A 19,675-nucleotide genomic window follows, 5' to 3' on the forward strand; every position below is an offset into this window, starting at 1 on the left:
CCTCATGCTCACCCATGTCCAGGACCTCGGCTTCCGCACCGGGGAGTTCAGCGTGGAGCCGCTGCCCGACGCCGAGACGGCGCGCGTGCTGGCCGTCCTGACCGCCCGCCACGGGGCGGAAAGCGACGGCGCCGCCCTCGTCCCGGACGGGCGGGAGGCTGAGTTGCGCGGTGAACTGGCGGAGGCAGCGCCCGGCCTGTCCGCCCTGGCCACGGCGATCCGCGACCGGCTGGAGACCAGCCACAGCGGCGTGCTGATCCGCCGCGCCCATCTCGGCCGCCACGACCTCGACACCCGGCGCCGCCTGCTCTACGCGCTGGCCGTCGGCATCGGCGCACCGACCGCGACCGACCGGATCGACCGCAAGGTGGTGTGGGACATCAAGCTCCGCCCCGAACTGGTGCGCAGCGGTGGCGCCTCCACCTTCTCCGAGCACGCCGACGAGGCCGACTTCCACACCGACACCCAGTATTTCCCGAACCCCGAACGCTACATGCTGCTCTATTTCGCCCAGGCGGCGGCCTGCGGCGGCGGGCGGTCCAGCCTGCGCGACGCCCGCTGCGTCCGCGAGGCCCTGAGCGGCAGCGACGAGGGGCGCTGGGCGCTGGACCTGCTGTCGCGAACGGCGCTGCCCTTCCGCATCCCCGCCACCTTCACCCGCACCGGATCGCACGACGCGGTCGAGGTGACCTTCGCCACCGTCTTCGGCGACCGCCCGCTCATCCGCTTCCGCACCGACACGCTGCGCCGCGGGCTGGCCGCCCGACCGGAGCATAACACGCCGGACGTCCGCCGCGCCCTCGCCATCCTCCGGGCGGAATTGGACAACCCGGCGCGGCGGCTGGAGACCTTCATGGAGTCCGACAGCCTGCTGGCGATGAACAACCACGAGGCGCTCCACGGGCGCGGCGCCTTCGCCGACCCGGACCGCCACGCGCTGCGCATCCGCATCGATGATGGCGCGCCGCAGGATGGTGCGCCGAAGGATCAGGCGCGATGAACCTCCTCCGCCTGCTGGGACGGCTGGGACCGGCGCCGCTGCGCCGGCTGGTTCTCTACGCGCTGGGGTCGGCTCTCTTCTCCACGCTGGTGCTGGCCTTGGTCAACCGCGCGGCGGAAGAGATCGCCGCGGAGAAGGCCGACTTCGTCAACATACCGCTGGCCGCCGCCTTCGTCGTCAGCGTCCTTCTCTACATGCTCCTGGAAGGCCGCATGGTCGCCCATTTGTCGGCGGACGCCGAGGAGGTGGTGGACAGCCTGCGCATGCGGCTGCTGGACCAGATCCGTCGCGCCGACCTGTGGAAGCTGGAGCGCTTCGGCCAGACCCCGCTGTTCGAAAGCGTGACGCAGAGCAGCCAGCTCATCTCGCAGAACTCGCAGTTCCTGGCGCTGACGGTGCGTTCGGTCCTGCTGACCGGGACGATCCTGCTCTACATCGCCACCATCTCGCCGGTCGCCTTCCTGCTGATCGGCGGGCTGCTCGGCGCCGGGACGTGGTTCTACATCCGGCTGGGCCGCGCGCTGGAGGAGCGGCAGCGCACCATGATGGCCGAGGAGGCCGCCCTGTTCGAGGGCGTGTCGGACCTGTTCGACGGCTTCAAGGAACAGCGGCTGAACAGCGCCCGCAGCCGCGACCTCAACGCCGCCTTCGCCACCGTGTCCGGCCGCACCACCACGGCCCGCGGCGAGGTGCATCTGCACACCTGGCAGCAGTTCGTGTTCGGCGAATGCGCCTTCAACCTGATGCTGGGCGTGGTCGTCTTCGTGGTGCCGTCCTACTCCAGCGCCATCTCGGCGGAGCTGGTGAAGATCACCGCCGCCATCTTCTTCATGTCGGCTCCGGTCTTCGGGCTGATGCAGTCGCTGGCGGTGATGAGCGCCGCGGAGGCCGCCGCCGGGCGCATGATGGCTCTGGAGGGCCAGCTTTCGGAACTGGCGGAGGCCGGGAGCGACGGCCCCGCCCTGCCGGTGCCGGTCAACTTCGCGGAATTGCGGATGGAGGGGGTGGAGTTCGCCTTCCCCGCCCCGCCGGGCGAGCCACCCTTCGCGGTCGGCCCCTTCGACCTGACCATCCGGCGCGGCGAGGTGATCTTCATCACCGGCGGCAACGGGTCGGGCAAATCGACCTTCATCAAGCTGCTGACCGGCCTCTACCACCCGCTGCGGGGACGGATCACGGTGGACGGGGTGCCGGTCGGGCCGCAGCGCATCGCCGCCTACCGCGAACTGATGGCGACCGTCTTCGCCGACTTCCACCTGTTCGCCCGCCTCTACGGCCAGGATGCCCTCAACCCTGTGGAGGCCGCCGAACTGATGCGCTGGATGGAGATGGAGCGTGTCACCACCCTGGAGGGCGACCGTTTCGGGCGGCGCGACCTGTCCGCCGGGCAGCGCAAGCGGCTGGGCCTCGTCGCCGCCATCCTGGAGAAGGCGCCGATCCTGATCCTCGACGAATGGGCCGCCGACCAGGACCCGCATTTCCGCTTCAAATTCTATCGGGAGGTCGTGCCGGAGCTGAAGCAGCGCGGACTGACCATCGTGGCGGTGACCCACGACGACCATTACTTCGACGTCGCCGACCGCCGCCTGCACATGGAGGAGGGCCGCCTGACCGAACTCTCCCACCTGACGGAGGGCGTGGCATGAGGCTGGCCGCCATCGTCCTGCGCGAGCTTCCGGAGAATCTGCGCACGCTCGCCCTGATGAACGTCCTGTCGGCGATCGCCACCGCGGCTCTGCTGTGGCTGGTCGACGCCGCCGCCAAGGACGCCGCCAAGGGCATCGTCAGCCCGCGGCTTCTGGTGATGTACGCGGTCACCGTGACGCTGTTCGGGGTGACCCACAACTACGCGCTGGTCACCGCGTCCCAGGACGCCGAGCGGCTGATCCACAAGATCCGCCTGCGCCTGTTCGATCTGGTGCGCCGCGCCGACCTCGTCACCGTGGACCGCATCGGGCGGGCGTCGCTGCACGGCGTGCTGACCCAGGACACTCAGACGCTGGCCCAGACCCTGCCGCTTCTGGCGATCGGCGGGCAACAGGCGGTGATGCTGGTCTTCCTGGCGGTCTATCTGGCCTGGCTGTCGCCGCTGGCCTGCGTGATGGCCTTCGCCTTCGCGGGGATCGCCGTGGCGGTGAAGGTCGCGCGGGTGCAGCGCCTGCGCCGCAGCATGGTGGAGGCGGCGGCAGCCGAGACGCGCGTCTTCGACGGGCTGACCGACCTGCTGCGCGGCTTCAAGGAGGTGCGGATGAACCGCCGCCGCGGCGATGGGCTGATCCGCGACCTCGCCGACGCCTCCGCCCGGGCGCGGGCGGTGAACGTCGAGATGAAGGAGCAGTGGGGCCGCAACTTCGCTCTGGTCGAGGCGATGTTCTACACGCTGATCGGCATGATGGTCTTCGTCGTTCCGCTGTTCACCACCGGCTATCACGCGGTGGTGGTGGCGGCGACCACGGCGGCGCTGTTCATCGTCGGGCCGGTCAGCACCGTCTCCTTCGTCACCCCGCTGGTCGCCCAGACCGAGATGGCCCTGTCCAACATCGAAGCGATGGAGGAGCGGCTGCGCGCCGCCGCCGGCCGCGCCCCGGACGAGGGTGCCGAGCGCCTGCCCGGCCCGCCGACCAGCATTGCGCTCAAGGACGCCACCTTCGCCTATCACGACAGTGAGGGAGCGTCGGTCTTCGCGGTCGGGCCGCTGTCGGCGGAGTTCCAGGCGGGGGAGATCACCTTTATCACCGGCGGCAACGGCTCCGGCAAATCGACCATGCTGCGCCTGCTGACCGGGTTGATGCCGTTGAGCGGCGGCCAACTCCTCGCCGATGGGGAGCCGGTGCCGGCGGAGCGGATGCAGAGCTACCGCGACATGATCTCGGCCATTTTCTCCGACTATCACCTGTCGCGCCGCCTCTACGGCGTCGCCGAGCCCGACCCGGCGCGCGTCCGCGCCCTGCTGGAACGGCTGGAGATGCAGGACAAGGTGGCGGTCGCGGATGGCGGCTTCAGCACAGTTTCCCTGTCCACCGGCCAGCGCAAGCGCCTCGCCCTGGTGGTCGCGCAGTTGGAGGACAAGCCGGTCATCGTGCTGGACGAATGGGCCGCCGACCAGGACCCGCATTTCCGCCGCGTCTTTTACGAGGAGCTGCTGCCCGAACTGAAGGCGTTGGGCAAGATCGTCATCTGCGTGACCCACGACGAGCGCTGGTTCGGCCTCGCCGACCGCGTCCATCACATGAACGAGGGCCGCATCGAGGAAGGCCACGGCCACCATCACCTGTTCGCGCTGGAGCCGGCGTGATGGCCCCGCCCCTGTCCTCCTGGCTTCAAGGTTTCCGAGCGGTTTCGGCGCCGCTCCGCTCCCTGGTCTGCTTCCCCTACGCCGGGGCCGGCGCCGCCGTCTTCCGCGACTGGGCCTCGGCCGTCGGTTCGGACACCGAGCTTCTGGCCGTGCGCCTGCCGGGGCGGGAGAGCCGCATCGGCGAGCCGCCGCTGCATCGGGTCGAGGACGCCGTGCCTGCCCTGCTGGCCGCGCTGGAACCGCTGGGCGACCGGCCGCTGATCCTGTTCGGCCACTCGCTGGGCGCCGCGCTGGCCTACGCCACGGCCCGCGCTCTGGTGGCGCGGGGCCATCCACCCGCCCTGCTGGCCGTGTCGGGGCGCCGGGCGCCGCACCTCGCGTCGCGGCGGCCCCCCATCCATGGCCTGGACGACGCGGCCTTCCGCAGCCGGCTTGCCGCGCTGGGCGGCACCCCGCCCGAGGTGCTGGCCTGCGACGACCTGATGGAACTGATGCTGCCCATGCTGCGCGCCGACTTCGCTATGTCCGACGCCTTCCTCGAACCTGATCCACCATCGCTTCCGGTGCCGATCCTGGCCTTCGCCGGGGCGGAGGACACCGAGGCCACGGTGGAAGAGGTCGCCGGGTGGGAACGGCTGGCCGGGGCAGGCTTCACGCTGCGCACGCTTCCCGGCGGCCATTTCTTCCTGCACGGGCAGCGCGCGGCGATTGTCCGATATCTGAAGAAGGAAAATTTCTGAAACCCCTATTGAACGTCGACATTCTTTCTGATGGCAAATCCTTTGACGAAAACAACCGCATTCGTTAGCCCATATGACGGTGCCGCCGGCCACCACCGGCGGCGTTTTCGGAGCGGGCCGTCCCTTCGGGGCCGACAGTCGCCGCGAGCCATCCGGTGCGCGGCGTTCATTGCTGATTTTCTCTCGACAACGTCCCTTTTTGGAGCACCACAGCATGGTCAGTGAGAAGGATACACCGGGCGGCAAGGCGAAGCCGGAAACGGCGGCCGCCCCGGTCTCCACCCCGGCTCCGGAGGCCGTGACGGCCGCCCCCGAAACCGCCCCCCACAGCGCCGACACGTCCGAAGCCGCTCCGGAAACCACTCCGGCCGCTCTGGTGTCCACCGAGGCGCAGGCGGCGGAGATCATCCGCAAGCATGTGCTGCTGTCCGCCGCCGCGGGCGTCATCCCGCTGAACTTCGTGGACACCGCGGCGCTCGCCGTCGTCCAGCTTCGCCTGCTCAAGGAGCTGTCGGAACTGCACGGCGTCGACTTCCGCGGCGACATCGGCCGGTCCGCGGTCGGCACGCTGTTCGCGACGGTCGCCCCAACCGCCCTGGGCGGCAGCCTGCTCGGCTCCATGGCGTTCAACATGGCCCTGCGCTCGGTGCCGGTGATCGGCACGGTGACACGGCTGGCCACCCAGCCGGCCTTCAACAGCGCCTTCACCTACGCGCTGGGCAAGGTCTTCCAGCAGCACTTCGCCTCGGGCGGCACCTTCCTGACCTTCCAGCCGGAAAAGGTGAAGACCTATTTCCGCGAGAAGTTCGAGGAGGCCCGCCGCCGCAAGGGCGCGACGCCGGAGGCGGCCCCGGCCGCGGCCTGACCGCAGCACCCGGACGCCGCCACGGACCGGGAGGACGGGCGGGGACGCCTCCGCGCATCCCCGCCCCCTCCGGCCGCCGTCACCCCTCCGCCCTGCTCCCATTTCAAGGCCGGACGCGCATGCCCCTCGTTCTCGTCATGCTCTATCTCCTCGCCTGTCTGGTGTGCGCCGTCATGGGCCGCAACACCACGATCGGCTTCATCGGCCATTTCCTGCTGGCCTTCTTCCTGACCCCGCCGGTGAACTTCGTGATCCAAGCGGTGGGCCGCCCCAGCACGCAGACACGTGAGAAGATGCTGACGACGAGACCGCGATGACCACGCTGGACCAGTCCACCGGGGACGGCCTCGCCCGCGCCCCCCTGGGGCAGCGCGCCGGCCTCTGGCTGAAACGGCGCAGCGTGTCGATCTACGCCCTGACGCTCACCCTCATCCTCGGTTTCCTCGCCATCGCCCCCGCCGTCTTCGTCGAGGTGCCGTCCGGCCATGTCGGCGTGCTGTGGCTGCGCTTCTTCGGCGGCACGGTCACCGACCGGGTCTACAGCGAGGGCACCCACCTGATCTTCCCGTGGGACCGGGTGACGATGTACGACGTGCGCCTGCGCACCGACACCCGCACCTACGAGGCGGTGGCGGCCAACGGCATGTCGATGACGGTAAACGTGGCGCTGCGCTACCGCATCAACCCGCCCGCCGCCGGTCTGGTCCACAAGCTGGCCGGTGACGATTACGCGGAAAAGCTGGTGCACCCTGAGATCGCCAGCCTCGTCTACGAATTCGTGTCGAAGCACAACCCGGAGAATTTCTACTCGATCAACCGCGCGGACATTCAAGGCTTCCTGCTGCGGGAAGCCCGCCAGCAGTTCCCCACCCCACCGACCGATCTGCAGGCGCTGAGACTACCCCCCGGTACGGCGGCGGACGATTATAACTCCGTGATGATCCGGATCGAGGACGTGCTGGTAGCCGGCGTCAGCTTCCCGCCGCTGGTTCGTCAGGCCATCGACCGCAAGATCGAGCAGCAGCAGATCATGGAGGAATACGATTTCCGCATCGCCCGCGAGATCAAGGAGCGCGACCGCAAGCGGATCGAGGCGGAGGGCGTGCGCGACTTCCAGGACATCGTCGCCCGCAACATCACGCCGGAGTATCTGCGCCTGCGCGGCATCGAGGCGACGCGGGCCTTCGCCACCTCCTCCAACGCCAAGACCATCATCATCGGCGGACGCGACGGCCTGCCGGTCATCCTGAACACCAGCGACGACGCCAAATCGGGAACGGGAGCGTTGGGAACGGCGGCCGGGACCGCAGCCGCTCACGAAACCGCCGCCAAGGAGCCGGACGGGCTCGCCGGCCGCCTGTCCACCCTCGACGAGCCGCCGCCGGAGAACAGCGCGCCGGAAGCACCGCCGGACACCGCCGGGCGCTGAGTCCCGGCGGGACCGCCCCGTCCCAAGGAAGCGGCTACTCGGTGGCCTCGGCGAGCGTCCGGGCGAAATCGCGCTCCATCTCGTCGAGCAGGCGGACCACCTCCGCCGACGCCCGCTTCATCTCGGCGGCGTGGCGTTCGGCCTCCATGCGGTTGCCGGCCTGGAGGGCGAGCAGCGTCTCGCGGCCCGATTCATGGACGGTCCGGTGCGGCGTGGCCATGCCCTTGTAGGTGGGCAGGCGCATCGTCCGGGGATCGTTCACGCTGTCGTACCAGCGGCCGAGACGGCAGGAGTGATGGGTGGACAGGTCGGCCGGCAGAAGCGTGCGCTGGCCGCCCACCGCCTCCATGATCTTGTCCACGAAGGCGAGATGGTCCTGCTTGGCGAGACGGACCAGTTCCCCCACCCCGTCACGGCTCATGCGGTCAACCTCCTCGCGGCCGATCTTCCGCTCGTCGAAGCGGATGTGCAGCCGGTTGTCGTGCCGCGCCACCACCGACCCGCGCAGGGACAATTTGTAACCGGGAAGCGACACGGTCACCTGCCCGCCGGTGGGCGCCGCCCCCTTCGTCTCGGCGTAGCAGCCGCATTCGGAGATGTCGCGGACCAGTGCCGGCGTCTGATCCACGCTGCCGTCGAGCAGGACCGGACGGCGGCGCGTGTGCCGCCGGTTCGCCAGATCGGAGGAGGTGCGGATGGCCCGCGCCAGCAGGGACGGCAGGGTATCCAGCGCCTCCTGCATGCGGTTGGCGCTCTCGCCGACGGTGTAGGCCACGGTGGTGGCGCGCTCGGTCTCGCCGCCGACCTCGGTCATCCGGCTGGCGATGCCGCGGAAAATGCCGGCGACCTCGCCGATGTTGCGGGCGATCTCGCGCGAAGCCGAAGACTGCTCCTCCACCGCCGCGGCGATCGAGGAATTGATCTCCTGCATGGTGGTGATGGTGGTGGCCACCCCGTCCATGCCGGTGATGGCCTGCTCCGCCACCGCCTGGATGGCGCCGACCTTGGCGGCGATCTCATCCGCCGCCTTGGCCGACTGCCCGGCGAGGTTCTTCACCTCCGTCGCGACCACGGCGAAGCCCTTGCCGGCCTCCCCGGCCCTTGCCGCCTCAATGGTGGCGTTCAGCGCCAGCAGGTTGGTCTGCCCGGCGATGGCGCGGATGAGATTCAGGATGCCGCCGATCTCCTGCGCCGCGGTGCTGAGCTGCGCCATGATCTGGCGGGCTTCGCCGCTCTTCTCCACCGCTTCACCGGCGATCCGGGACGCGCCGCTGACCTGCACCGAGATCTCGCCGACCGCGGCCTGAAGCTGCTCCGCCCCGGCGGCGACGGTCTGAGCGGCGTCCAGCGCCTCCGCCGTGTCGGCCGACGTGCCGGTGATGCTGTCCTTCACGGACGCGCAGACGCTGTCCAGGTCGCCGACCGTGCGGCGCAGGTCGGCGGTGTAGCTGGCGACGCTGTCCACCACGTCGTTGGCCTCGTGGTCGATGGAATCGACCATCGCGTCCACCGCCTGGAGCCGCTCGTCGATCAGGCGGTCCCAATAGACGGACAGGGCGGCGTCCAGGTCCATCAGCACCGCCGAGACCACGGCGCGCTGCATGGTCACGATGGAACCGAGCCGGCTGCCGGTCAGCAGCGTGCCGCCCATGCTCTGCGCCAGGGCGGCCATGATCTCGCCCAGGATGAAGGCGTAGCCGCCAACGTACCAGCTCGGGCTCAGCCCGATGCGGTGATGGGCGATGCCGACCGCGCGCACCGACTCCTTGTAGCCATCGTCGAAGCGGCCTTCGAACAGCCGGGTCCAGTGCGCGATCTGGGCGCGCTTGGCACCCTCGACCTGCGCCGGATTGGCGAACAGAGCGGCCAGTTCGGGTTGGGCCATCGTGCGGGCGTAGAAGCGGTCCAGAATCCCTGGCAGGGCCCTGGAGATGATCGGTAACGCCTGCCGCAGGCTGCCGACCGATTCCGGTCCTAAATCGAAATAGGCGGTCTTGGTGACGTCAAGGGCGCGCAGGGAGTCCGGCATGGCGAATGTTTGTATTCTGTAATGAACGAACGCCAACCGATAACATTTCCCCTACACCAAAGGTATCCCTAAAAGGAATTCGCATGCGACATGCTGTCCCACTTCATGATTAACAGATGGTTTAATTTGTTCAATGAGCAACATGGGCGCAATGAATAAGCCTTGAAATACAAACACTTTCCTCAGATTGGCTGGCGAAAGTCGAAACGGCACCTTCACATTGCATGAATCCGGTGCGTCCCAAGGTTGATAAAATTATTTGTTACAAATGCACAGCAAAGGCTACCAATGCACTGCCTTCCCGGTGCTTCCGGGGCGACCCGACGATTTTTCAAGGAGTTTTCGGCCGATGAATCCCCTCCGCACGTTCAGCCTTGCGACAAAGCTGACCATTCTGTGCACGCTCGGCCTGATTGCCCTGTCGGGCGCCCTGACCTACGCGACGATCGTCAAGGTCACCGCCAGCATCAGCAAGGACGCGGCGGAGCGGAGGGAGCAGGCCATCACCAACTTCCGGATGCTGCTCGACCAGAAAGGGTCCGAGTATCGGCTCAAGGACGGCGCGCTGTACATCGACGATTTCAAGCTGGATGCTGCCAATGACATCGTTGACACCGTCCGCAGCGTGACCGGCGGCGTGGCCACCATCTTCCGCGGCGACACCCGCGTGGCGACCAACATCCACAACCCGGACGGCAGCCGGGCCGTCGGGACGAAGCTGGCCCGCGGGCCGGTCTACAGCGCCGTCATCGACGGCAAGGAGCCCTTCCGCGGCGAGGCCGACATCCTGGGCGAGGCCTATTTCACCGCCTACGACCCGATCATCGACCGGAACGGCGAGGTCATCGGCGTCCTGTTCGTCGGCCTCAAGAAGAGCGTCGCGCTGCGGGTGCTCGACGAGGTGGTCCCCAACATCATCCAGGTGGCGGCGGTCATCACCGTCGGCATGGCCCTGGTGATGCTGCTGGTGGTCCGGCGCCAGTTCCGCACGCTGGACCAGATCCGCGGCACCATGTTCCAGCTGGCCGACGAACGCTACGAGGTCACGGTGCCCGGCCTGGACCGCCAGGATGAGATCGGCGCCATGGCCAAGACCGTCGAGGTCTTCCGCTTGAAGGGGATCGACAACCAGCGCCTGCGCGAGGCGCAGGAGCGCGAGCGCCGCGAGGCCGAGGCCGCCAAGATCGCCGCCCTGGAATCCATGGCCCGCACGGTGGAGCAGGAAACCCGCACCGCCGTGGACCGCGTCGCCGAACGGTCGGTCTCGATGGACAGCAACGCCCAGGCGATGGCCAGCTCGGCCGAAACCGTCTCCGCCAACTCGCAGAGCGTGGCGGCCGCGGCGGAACAGGCTCTGGGCAACGCCCAGGCCGTGGCGGCGGCCACCGACCAGCTCACCGCCTCCATCGCCGAGATCACCGGCCAGGTCACCTTCGCCAGCCAGATTTCCCGCCGCGCGGTGGAAAGCGGCCGCAGGACCGAAAACGTGGTGCTCTCCCTGTCCGAGGCCATCGGCCACATCGGAGAGGTCGCCACCTTCATCCAGGATATCGCCAGCCAGACCAACCTGCTGGCGCTGAACGCGACCATCGAGGCGGCCCGCGCCGGCGAGGCCGGCAAGGGCTTCGCCGTGGTGGCCCAGGAGGTGAAGAACCTCGCCACCCAGACCTCCAAGTCGGCGGAGGAGATTTCCCGCCAGATCACCGACCTGCAGAGCATGACCGCCGGGGCCGTCGACGCGGTGCAGGACATCGGGCGGACCATCACCGAGATCGACGGGGTCGCCAGCAGCATCGCCAGCGCCATGGACGAGCAGGGTGCCGCGACCAGTGAGATTTCCCGCAACGTCGGCCAGACCGCCGCCGCCGCGCAGGAGGTGTCGTCCCGCATCGCCCATGTGTCGGAGGAAGCGGCGGTAACCGGCAACCGCGCCGACGAGGTGCGCCGGGTGGCGTCCGACGTGGCGGGAAGCATCGACCATCTCCGCGAGATGCTGGTCCGCGCCGTGCGCACCGCCACGCCGGAGGTGGATCGCCGCCGCGCCCCGCGGTTCGAGGTCAACCTGCCCTGCACCATATCCGGGGCGGTGGGGTCGCTGTCGGGGCACCTCACCAACCTGTCGGAAGGCGGCGCCACGATCAGCGGCCTGGACCGGTCGCAGGTCGGCAATCGTGGCGTGCTGACCATTCCCGGCTGCACCGTCTCCATCCCCTTCGCGGTGCTGGGGGGCAAGGAGCAGGATCTGCATGTCCGGTTTGAGCTGACGCCGGACGTCGCCGACCGCTTCGCCACGGACGTCCAACGACTCACCGCGGGCCTGCACCCGCTTCCGGCGGTCGCCTGAAGCCCGCGGGGCCGGCGTGACCGGAGGGGCAACCCTGCCCCTTCCGGCCACGCCATGCGCGATCCTTCGGACGGGTCAGCTGTTCTTCTTCAGGAAAGCGATCAGGTCCTTGCGGGCCTGCTCGTTCTTCACGCCGGCGAAGGCCATCTTGTTGCCGGGGACGGTGCCCTTCGGATCGGTCAGATACTTGTCGAGATTGGCCTCGTCCCAGGTCAGACCGGCGCCCTTCATGGCGTCGGAATACTTGAAGCTCTCGATGGAGCCCGACGGGCGGCCGACGACGCCGTGCAGGTTCGGGCCGACGCGGTTGGGGCCGCCGGCCTCGATGGTGTGGCAGGCCTTGCACTGGTTGAACACCTTCTCACCCGCATCGGCGTCCTGCGCCGAGGCGATGCCGGGAAGGGCGGCGAACAGGCCGAAGGCCAGAACGGCAACACTACGCTTCATTGCACTATCCTCGATTTCCAATGCCCAAAAGACAGGCACGGCCACCCAAGGCCCGCAGGGCATCCTGCGTTCTTCGCTTCGCCACGATCAATATTCGTCGCATCGGCGCGCGGCGTCCGCCGCTCCGTTACTTGGCCTCGATCATGACAAGCGGCTTGGGAAACCAGCCGCCACCTCGGCCGGCGTTGTAATCCCCGCATGCTGGTATGCACAATGCCGGGCATGGATGGAAGGCATCCCCTGCGACAAAATGCCCGACTCTTTTCGAAAATTTTTCGGGATTAAAATTTTCGGTCACTTCAACCGGCAATGGACCAGCGTCGTTCCGGTGGTGTTGGCCTTCTCGATGTCGGTGTCGCGCAGGTCGGCTCCCGACAGGTTGCAGTTGGTCAGGTCCGCCCCGGCCAGCCGCGCACCCCTCAGGTCGGCGCCGCGGATGTCGCTGTCGGCCAGTTGGGCGTTGCGCAGATTGGTCGGCCACAGGCGCCCGGTGGGCTGGCCGCCCGCCGCCAGAAGCTCGATGGCCCGCATCACCGCGTTGCGCATCATGGCGCGGGTCAGGTCGCAACCCTCGAAGCTGGCCCCGGACAGTTCCGAATTTTCGAAACAAGCCTCCCGCATGCGGCAGCCGGGAAACTGGGCGATCTGCAGCTTGCAGTCGCGGAAGCTCGCCCGCGTGAAGTCGCAATTGCGGAAGATCGCCCCACTCAGATCGCAGCCGTCGAAATCGGTCCCGACGAAGGCCCCGTCCGACACGTCGAACCGCTTGCCCTGCTTGCCGTTGCTGTTGATCCAGCGGACATGGCCCTCCAGCCCCTCCCGGATCTCCGGCGGGAAGTCGGACTGGTTGCGGTGGTAGATGGCGCCCATCATCCGCGCCTCCGCCCAGTCGGCGGTGGCCATGGCGACGTTGCGCAACTCGGCGTCGCGCAGGTCGGCGCCCTGGAAGGTGGCCCCGGCGACCGAGGCATTGTTCAGGATCGCGCCCTTCAGCTTCGCCATGCTGAAATCGGCGCCGCGCAGGTCGGCGCCGCTGAGATTGGCACCGAACAGGGCGGCGTTGCTGAAATCCGCCCCTTCCAAGCTGGCGCGGGTCAGGTTGGCGCCGGTCAGATCAGAGTCGGTGAAGTTCGCGTTGACCAGCACGGCTTCCCGCAGCGCCGCCTCCTGCCGGGCCTTGCGCCGGTCCTTCCACAGCACGAGCTGGCCGGGGCGGAGGTCCGCCCGCTCGAACAGGGTGTTGCGCAGGCAGGCCTTGGTGAAGTTCGCCCCGCGCATGTCCGCCCCGACCAGCGAGGCCTCCCGCAGATCGGCGGAGACGAAACTGGCGCCGAACAGATCCGCTCCGTCGAAGTTGCAGCGCTGGAGGACGCTGCGCCGGAAATTCGCTCCGGTCAGAATCGCGTCCGTCAGGAGCAGCCCCGACAGGTCGAAACCGGTCAGGTCCGCCGCCTTCAATTGAAGGCGCAGTCCGTTCGGGCGCGCCGCCAGATAGAGCCGGTGGGCTCTGATGGCCTGCGCGAGATCCTCCAGGCTCAGGTCCGTCCCATCACCCGGCCCGCTTGTCGGGGTACCACTCATCCCGCTTCTCAGAACCCCTGCAATCGACTCCACGCACGCTCCGTGGACAGCAGCAAGTTTACGCGCAAAATTACTTGCAAAATTGTTAAAAAGGCCGCACATCTCTACATGGCTGCCGCGCGTTTGCACCGCACATTTCAATCGAGCCCAAGCAAAGACGGCCCAAACGCGCCGGATTTGAACTATTCCATATTGAATTTAAGGAATATGCTTGCTCTCTTTTGGAGTGCACTCACCCTGTCGGGTATAACCTGTTGGGGGTATTTGACCTTTTCTCCCTTAATTGCCTCACCCCTCCGTGCTACTCGTCCCGGTCAGCTTCGCCGGCATCCGACGTCTCCGCTCGGGTTCCGGCGGCGGGCGGGATAGGCGCCTCATCGACGCCGTTCCGGCACCGCAGCCGGCAGAACGACAAGAGGGATAAGGGATGACCAACCCGATCAACAGGTCACCACGGGCCGGGGCGGACGGGACCGCGCCCGCCGCAACCACAACCCCCGTCCGGGTCCTGGTCGTCGAGGATGAGACGATCGTCGCCATGTATCTGACCGATATGTTGGAGGAGTTGTCCTACGAGGTGTGCGGCGTCGCCGCCAACGCCGCCGACGCGCTGAAGATCGCCGAGCGGGAGCGCCCCGCCCTGGCCCTGGTGGACATCGGTCTCGCCGGTCCGCAGGACGGTATTGAAACCGCGCAGGCTCTGCGCGAGCGCTTCGCCGTGGGCAGCATTTTCATGTCCGGGGCCAGCGACCCCGTCCTGCTGGAGCGCGCCCGCGCCGCCGGCCCGCACGGCTTCATCCAGAAGCCTTACGACGAGCGCCAGCTGAAGACCCTGCTGAACAACGCTGCCCCCCAGCATTAGCCCCCGTCGCCTTCCGCTTGCCGTCCCATGGCTGCGCCGCTCCGGCGCGCGGCCATTCCGGCGTTCCGCCGGATGCGCCGTCCACCGTGCGCAAGGGGACACCCGAGACACAGGACTGGACTTCTTAGGGACCATCGCCTCATGACGATGACCGACGCTCACGACCGGCTTTCCCCCCAGCTTCTCCTGCGCGCGTTGCGCCAGTTCCGCAAGGGCGACTTCTCCGTGCGCCTGCCCCTGGACCTGGACGGGCTGGACGGCGAGATCGCCGCCGCCTTCAACGACGTGGTGGAGATGAACGAAGCCCTGGTGGAGGACGTCGGCCGGGTCAGCGTCGCCATCGGGAAGGAGGGCCGGATCGGCCAGCGCGTCCGCCTGCCCACCGCCTCGGGCGGCTGGGGCGCCTGCGTGGACAGCGTCAACGCCATGGTCGCCGACCTGACCCAGCCGACCCAGGAGATGGCCCGCGTCATCGGCGCGGTCGCCAAGGGCGACCTGTCGCAGTCCATGCCGCTGGAGGTCGACGGACGCCCGCTGCAGGGCGAGTTCCTGCACACCGCCCGCACGGTCAACCGGATGGTCGAGCAGCTCGTCACCGTGACGGCGGAGCTGACGCGGGTGGCGCGCGAGGTCGGCATCGAGGGCAAGCTCGGCGAGCAGGCCCAGGTGAAGGACGTCGCCGGCACTTGGAAGGACCTCACCGACAACGTCAACCTGATGGCCGCCAACCTGACGGCCCAGGTCCGCAACATCGCCGACGTCACCACGGCGGTGGCGAAGGGCGACCTGTCGCGCAAGATCACCGTCGACGTGAAGGGCGAAATCCGCGAGCTGAAGGACACCATCAACACGATGGTCGACCAGCTCAACAGCTTCGCCTCGGAAGTCACCCGTGTGGCCCGAGAGGTCGGCAGCGAGGGCAAGCTCGGCGGGCAGGCCCAGGTGAAGGGCGTCGCCGGCACCTGGAAGGACCTCACCGACAACGTCAACCTGCTGACCGGCAACCTGACCAATCAGGTCCGCAACATCGCCGACGTCACCACGGCGGTGGCCAACGGCGACCTGTCGCGCAAGATCACCGTCGACGTGAAGGGCGAAATCCGCGAGCTGAAGGACACCATCAACACGATGGTCGACCAGCTCAACAGCTTCGCCTCGGAAGTCACCCGCGTGGCGCGCGAGGTCGGCACCGAGGGCAAGCTGGGCGGGCAGGCCCAGGTGAAGGGTGTGGCCGGCACCTGGAAGGACCTCACCGACAACGTCAACGCGATGGCGACCAACCTGACCAGTCAGGTCCGCAACATCGCGGAGGTCACCACGGCGGTGGCGAAGGGCGACCTGTCGCGCAAGATCACTGTGGACGTGAAGGGCGAAATCCGCGAGCTGAAGGACACCATCAACACGATGGTCGACCAGCTCAACAGCTTCGCCTCGGAAGTCACCCGTGTCGCCCGCGAGGTCGGCAGCGAGGGCAAGCTCGGCGGGCAGGCCCAGGTGAAGGGCGTGGCCGGCACCTGGAAGGACCTCACCGACAACGTCAACCTGTTGACCGGCAACCTGACCAATCAGGTCCGCAACATCGCCGACGTGACCACGGCGGTGGCCAACGGCGACCTGTCGCGCAAGATCACCGTCGACGTGAAGGGCGAAATCCTGGAGTTGAAGGACACCATCAACACGATGGTCGACCAGCTCAACAGCTTCGCCAGCGAGGTCACGCGCGTCGCCCGCGAGGTCGGCACCGAAGGCAAGCTGGGCGGTCAGGCTCAGGTGAAGGGCGTGGCCGGCACCTGGAAGGACCTCACCGACAACGTCAACATGATGGCCGCCAATCTGACCGGTCAGGTGCGCGGCATCGCCGAGGTCGTGACGGCGGTTGCCGAGGGCAACCTGAAGCGCAAGCTGACCGTGGCGGCGCGCGGCGAGATCGCGGCGCTGGCCGATACCATCAACGGCGTGATCGAAACGCTGGCCATCTTCGCCGATCAGGTCACCAACGTGGCGCGCGAGGTCGGCATCGAGGGCAAGCTGGGCGGACAGGCCAAGGTGCCCGGCGCCACCGGCGTGTGGGGCGACCTGACCGACAACGTGAACCAGCTCGCCGCCAACCTGACCACCCAGGTCCGCGCCATCGCCGAGGTGGCGACCGCGGTGACCAAGGGCGACCTCACCCGCTCCATCGCCGTCGAGGCGTCGGGCGAGGTGGCGTCGCTGAAGGACAACATCAACGAGATGATCCGCAACCTGCGCGACACGACGCAGAAGAACGCGGAACAGGACTGGCTGAAGACCAACATCGCCAAATTCACCCGCATGCTCCAGGGCGAACGCGATCTGGTCACCGTCACCAACATGATCCTGTCGGAGATCGCGCCGCTGGTGAACGCCCAGCACGGCGTCCTCTACGTCACCAGCCGCGACGGCGACGAGCCTGTCCTCGATCTGGTGGCCAGCTACGCCCTGAAGGAACGCGACGGGCTGGGCACCCGCTTCACGCTGAAGCAGGGTCTGGTCGGCCAGTGCGCCCACGAGAAGAAGCCGATCCTGCTGACCAACGTGCCGAAGGACTATGTGCGCATCAGCTCCGGCCTCGGCGAGGCGGCGCCGCTGAACATCATCGTCCTGCCCGTGCTGTTCGAGAACGAGGTGAACGCCGTGCTGGAGCTGGCCTCTTTCGGCCATTTCAGCGAGACGCACCGCTCCTTCCTGGAGCAGCTGACGGAAAGCATCGGGATCGTTCTCAACACCATCGCCACCAACATGCGGACCGAGGGGCTGCTGAAGCAGTCGCAGCGCCTGACCGCCGAGTTGCAGAGCCAGCAGGAGGAGCTGAAGACCACCAACGAGCGGCTGGAGCATCAGGCCGCCTCGCTCCGCCAGTCGGAGGAGCTGCTGATGGCCCAGCAGGAGAAGCTGCGCCAGACCAACGAGGCGCTGGAGGAGAAGGCGGAACAGCTCTCCCTCACCTCCAAATACAAGTCGCAGTTTCTGGCGAACATGAGCCATGAGCTGCGCACCCCGCTGAACAGCCTGCTGATCCTGTCCAAGCTGCTGTCCGACAACGGCGACCACAACCTGACCCCCCGTCAGGTGGAATTCGCCCGCACCATTCACGCCGCCGGCTCCGACCTGCTGAACCTCATCAACGACATCCTCGACCTGTCGAAGATCGAATCCGGCACGGTCACGCTGGAGATCGGCGCGGTGGTGCTGGACGACCTGCGCGGCCATGTCGAGCGCACCTTCGCCCAGCTCGCCGAGGAGAAGGGGCTGCGCTTCGACATCGACATGACCCAGCCGCTGCCCGCGGCCATCCAGACCGACCAGAAGCGGCTGGAGCAGGTGCTGAACAACCTGCTGTCCAACGCCTTCAAATTCACCGAGACCGGCGGCGTCACCTTCCGCGTCGGGCTGGCCGGCGAGGGCTGGAGTGCCGCCCACCCCGTGTTGAACGCGGCGGAGGGGGTGCTGGCCTTCACCGTCATCGACACCGGCATCGGCATCCCCGAGAACAAGCAGCGCATCATCTTCGAGGCGTTCCAGCAGGCCGACGGCACGACCAGCCGCAAGTACGGCGGCACCGGCCTCGGCCTGTCGATCAGCCGCGAGATCGCCCGCCTGCTCGGCGGCGAGATCCGCGTGCAGAGCGAATCCGGGGCGGGCAGCGCCTTCACGCTCTACGTGCCGATGGAGTTCGACATCGCCCGCTACGGCGACCCGGCGCCGAAGCTGGCCCCCTTCCCGACGCCGACGCGGCCCATCGTGGTGCCGGGGCCGGAGGAGCGGCTGGCGCTGCCGCAGCACCCCCCCGTCGCCGACGACCGCGAGCGCATCCGCCCCGGCGACCCGGTGGTTCTGATCGTCGAGGACGACGTGAAGTTCGCCTCGATCCTGGTCGACCTGGCGCGGGAGAAGGGCTTCAAGGCGATCCTCTCCCACGCCGGAAGCCCGGCCATGCCGATGGCCCGCAAATACCGTCCGGACGCGGTGATGCTGGACATCGGCCTGCCGGACATCGACGGCTGGGCGCTGCTCGACCTGCTGAAGCGCGATCCGCACACCCGCCACATCCCGGTGCACGTCATCTCCGCCAAGGAGGAGCGGCGCCGCGGCCTCGCCATGGGCGCCTTCGACTACACCGAGAAGCCGGCCGACCGCGAGGCGATCTTCGCGGCGCTCGCCAAGGTCAAGGGCTTCGTGGAGCGCCACCAGCGCCGGCTGCTGATCGTCGAGAAGGTGCCCAATCCGGAGACCGGCGGCATCGCCGGCCTGATCGACCACGACAAGGGCGTCGGGGGCGGGGGCGGTGACGACATCGACATCAGCACCGTGACCTCCGCCGAGGCCGCCCGCGCGCTGCTGGCGAAGGAGCGGTTCGACTGCATGGTGCTCGACCTGACGATCCCCCAGCCCAGCGACTTCGAGCTGATCGACAGCCTGCGCACGCGCGATTCCACCGCCTGGATGCCGGTCGTCGCCTATGTCAGCGACGCCATCGCGCCGGAGGACGAGGCGCGGCTGCGCCGGCTGGCCGAGACGGTGGTGCTGCGCAGCGTCCATTCCGCGGACTCGCTGCTCGACGAGACGGCGCTGTTCCTGCACCGGGCGGTGGACCGGCTGCCCGACGACAAGCGCAACGCGCTCGACCAGATCCGCCAGCGCGACCCGGTGCTGGCGGGGCGCAAGGCGCTGATCGTGGACGACGATTTCCGCAACATCTTCTCGCTCGCCAGCGTCCTGGAGGCCCACGACATGACCGTGCTGCACGCCGAGAGCGGGCCGGAGGGGCTGGAGCTGCTGAAGGCGCACCCCGACCTCGACGTGGCGCTGGTCGACATCATGATGCCGCTGATGGACGGCTACCAGACCATCCGGGAAATCCGCGCGACCGCGTCCGGGCGCGGCCTGCCGGTGATCGCCGTCACCGCCAAGGCGATGAAGGGCGACCGCGAGAAGTGCATCGAGGCGGGGGCGACCGACTATCTCGCCAAGCCGGTGGACATCGATCACCTGCTGTCGCTGCTGCGGGTCTGGGCCGGACGCCGGCAGGACGACGGCCGCAACCCCGGACGGGAGTGAGGAG

13 protein-coding genes are annotated in these 19,675 nt (G+C 68.1%); 10 read left to right on the forward strand and 3 right to left on the reverse strand.

What is annotated here, in order from left to right; all coding sequences use genetic code 11:
• Positions 1–4: 4 nt before the first annotated feature.
• From AMK58_RS23745 to AMK58_RS23775, 7 genes are all read left to right on the forward strand, one after another.
• On the forward strand, positions 5–1,000 hold the full coding sequence (locus tag AMK58_RS23745) for a TauD/TfdA family dioxygenase (RefSeq protein ID WP_236778312.1): 996 nt from the start codon (positions 5–7) through the stop codon (positions 998–1,000).
• Positions 997–2,646 carry an ATP-binding cassette domain-containing protein gene (locus AMK58_RS23750; protein ID WP_035680739.1) on the forward strand — a complete coding sequence of 550 codons (1,650 nt, stop codon included), beginning with the start codon at positions 997–999 and terminating at the stop codon, positions 2,644–2,646. The genes AMK58_RS23745 and AMK58_RS23750 overlap by 4 nt, the downstream gene beginning before the upstream one ends.
• Entirely contained in the window at positions 2,643–4,295 is a 1,653-nt protein-coding gene (locus AMK58_RS23755) for a cyclic peptide export ABC transporter (RefSeq protein ID WP_035680736.1), read from the forward strand. Before AMK58_RS23750 ends, AMK58_RS23755 begins: the two co-directional genes overlap by 4 nt.
• On the forward strand, positions 4,295–5,035 hold the full coding sequence (locus tag AMK58_RS23760) for a thioesterase II family protein (RefSeq protein ID WP_059399529.1): 741 nt from the start codon (positions 4,295–4,297) through the stop codon (positions 5,033–5,035). The genes AMK58_RS23755 and AMK58_RS23760 overlap by 1 nt, the downstream gene beginning before the upstream one ends.
• A 214-nt stretch (positions 5,036–5,249) precedes the next feature.
• Positions 5,250–5,900, forward strand: coding sequence for a YcjF family protein (locus AMK58_RS23765; protein WP_051140788.1), 651 nt, complete (start codon positions 5,250–5,252; stop codon positions 5,898–5,900).
• A gap of 119 nt (positions 5,901–6,019) precedes the next feature.
• Positions 6,020–6,217: a hypothetical protein gene (locus AMK58_RS23770; RefSeq protein ID WP_035680721.1), complete on the forward strand. Its 198-nt coding sequence runs from the start codon at positions 6,020–6,022 to the stop codon at positions 6,215–6,217.
• The gene (locus tag AMK58_RS23775; protein WP_051140787.1) at positions 6,214–7,329 is read left to right on the forward strand and encodes a prohibitin family protein; all 1,116 of its coding nucleotides are present in this window, start codon (positions 6,214–6,216) and stop codon (positions 7,327–7,329) included. Before AMK58_RS23770 ends, AMK58_RS23775 begins: the two co-directional genes overlap by 4 nt.
• Before the next feature lie 34 nt (positions 7,330–7,363).
• On the opposite strand, the gene AMK58_RS23780 is transcribed toward AMK58_RS23775, so the two are convergent.
• On the reverse strand, positions 7,364–9,358 hold the full coding sequence (locus AMK58_RS23780; protein WP_051140786.1) for a methyl-accepting chemotaxis protein: 1,995 nt from the start codon (positions 9,356–9,358) through the stop codon (positions 7,364–7,366).
• A 349-nt stretch (positions 9,359–9,707) separates the two neighbouring features.
• Between AMK58_RS23780 and AMK58_RS23785 the strand changes: the two genes are divergently transcribed.
• Positions 9,708–11,702 carry a methyl-accepting chemotaxis protein gene (locus tag AMK58_RS23785; protein WP_051140785.1) on the forward strand — a complete coding sequence of 665 codons (1,995 nt, stop codon included), beginning with the start codon at positions 9,708–9,710 and terminating at the stop codon, positions 11,700–11,702.
• Positions 11,703–11,777: 75 nt separating this feature from the next.
• Here the strand turns inward: AMK58_RS23785 and AMK58_RS23790 are convergent, their stop codons facing one another.
• Together AMK58_RS23790 and AMK58_RS23795 are read right to left on the reverse strand one after the other, a co-directional pair.
• Entirely contained in the window at positions 11,778–12,149 is a 372-nt protein-coding gene (locus AMK58_RS23790) for a c-type cytochrome (RefSeq protein ID WP_040136324.1), read from the reverse strand.
• A gap of 294 nt (positions 12,150–12,443) precedes the next feature.
• Entirely contained in the window at positions 12,444–13,730 is a 1,287-nt protein-coding gene (locus AMK58_RS23795; protein WP_059399530.1) for a pentapeptide repeat-containing protein, read from the reverse strand.
• A 427-nt stretch (positions 13,731–14,157) separates the two neighbouring features.
• On the opposite strand from AMK58_RS23795, the gene AMK58_RS23800 reads away from it, so the two are divergent.
• The gene (locus AMK58_RS23800) at positions 14,158–14,592 is read left to right on the forward strand and encodes a response regulator (protein WP_051140772.1); all 435 of its coding nucleotides are present in this window, start codon (positions 14,158–14,160) and stop codon (positions 14,590–14,592) included.
• Between the two features lie 147 nt (positions 14,593–14,739).
• Positions 14,740–19,671, forward strand: coding sequence for a HAMP domain-containing protein (locus tag AMK58_RS23805; protein WP_059399579.1), 4,932 nt, complete (start codon positions 14,740–14,742; stop codon positions 19,669–19,671).
• The last annotated feature ends 4 nt before the right edge of the window (positions 19,672–19,675 follow it).

The sequence above is a fragment of the Azospirillum brasilense genome, from assembly GCF_001315015.1.
Lineage (GTDB): Bacteria > Pseudomonadota > Alphaproteobacteria > Azospirillales > Azospirillaceae > Azospirillum > Azospirillum brasilense.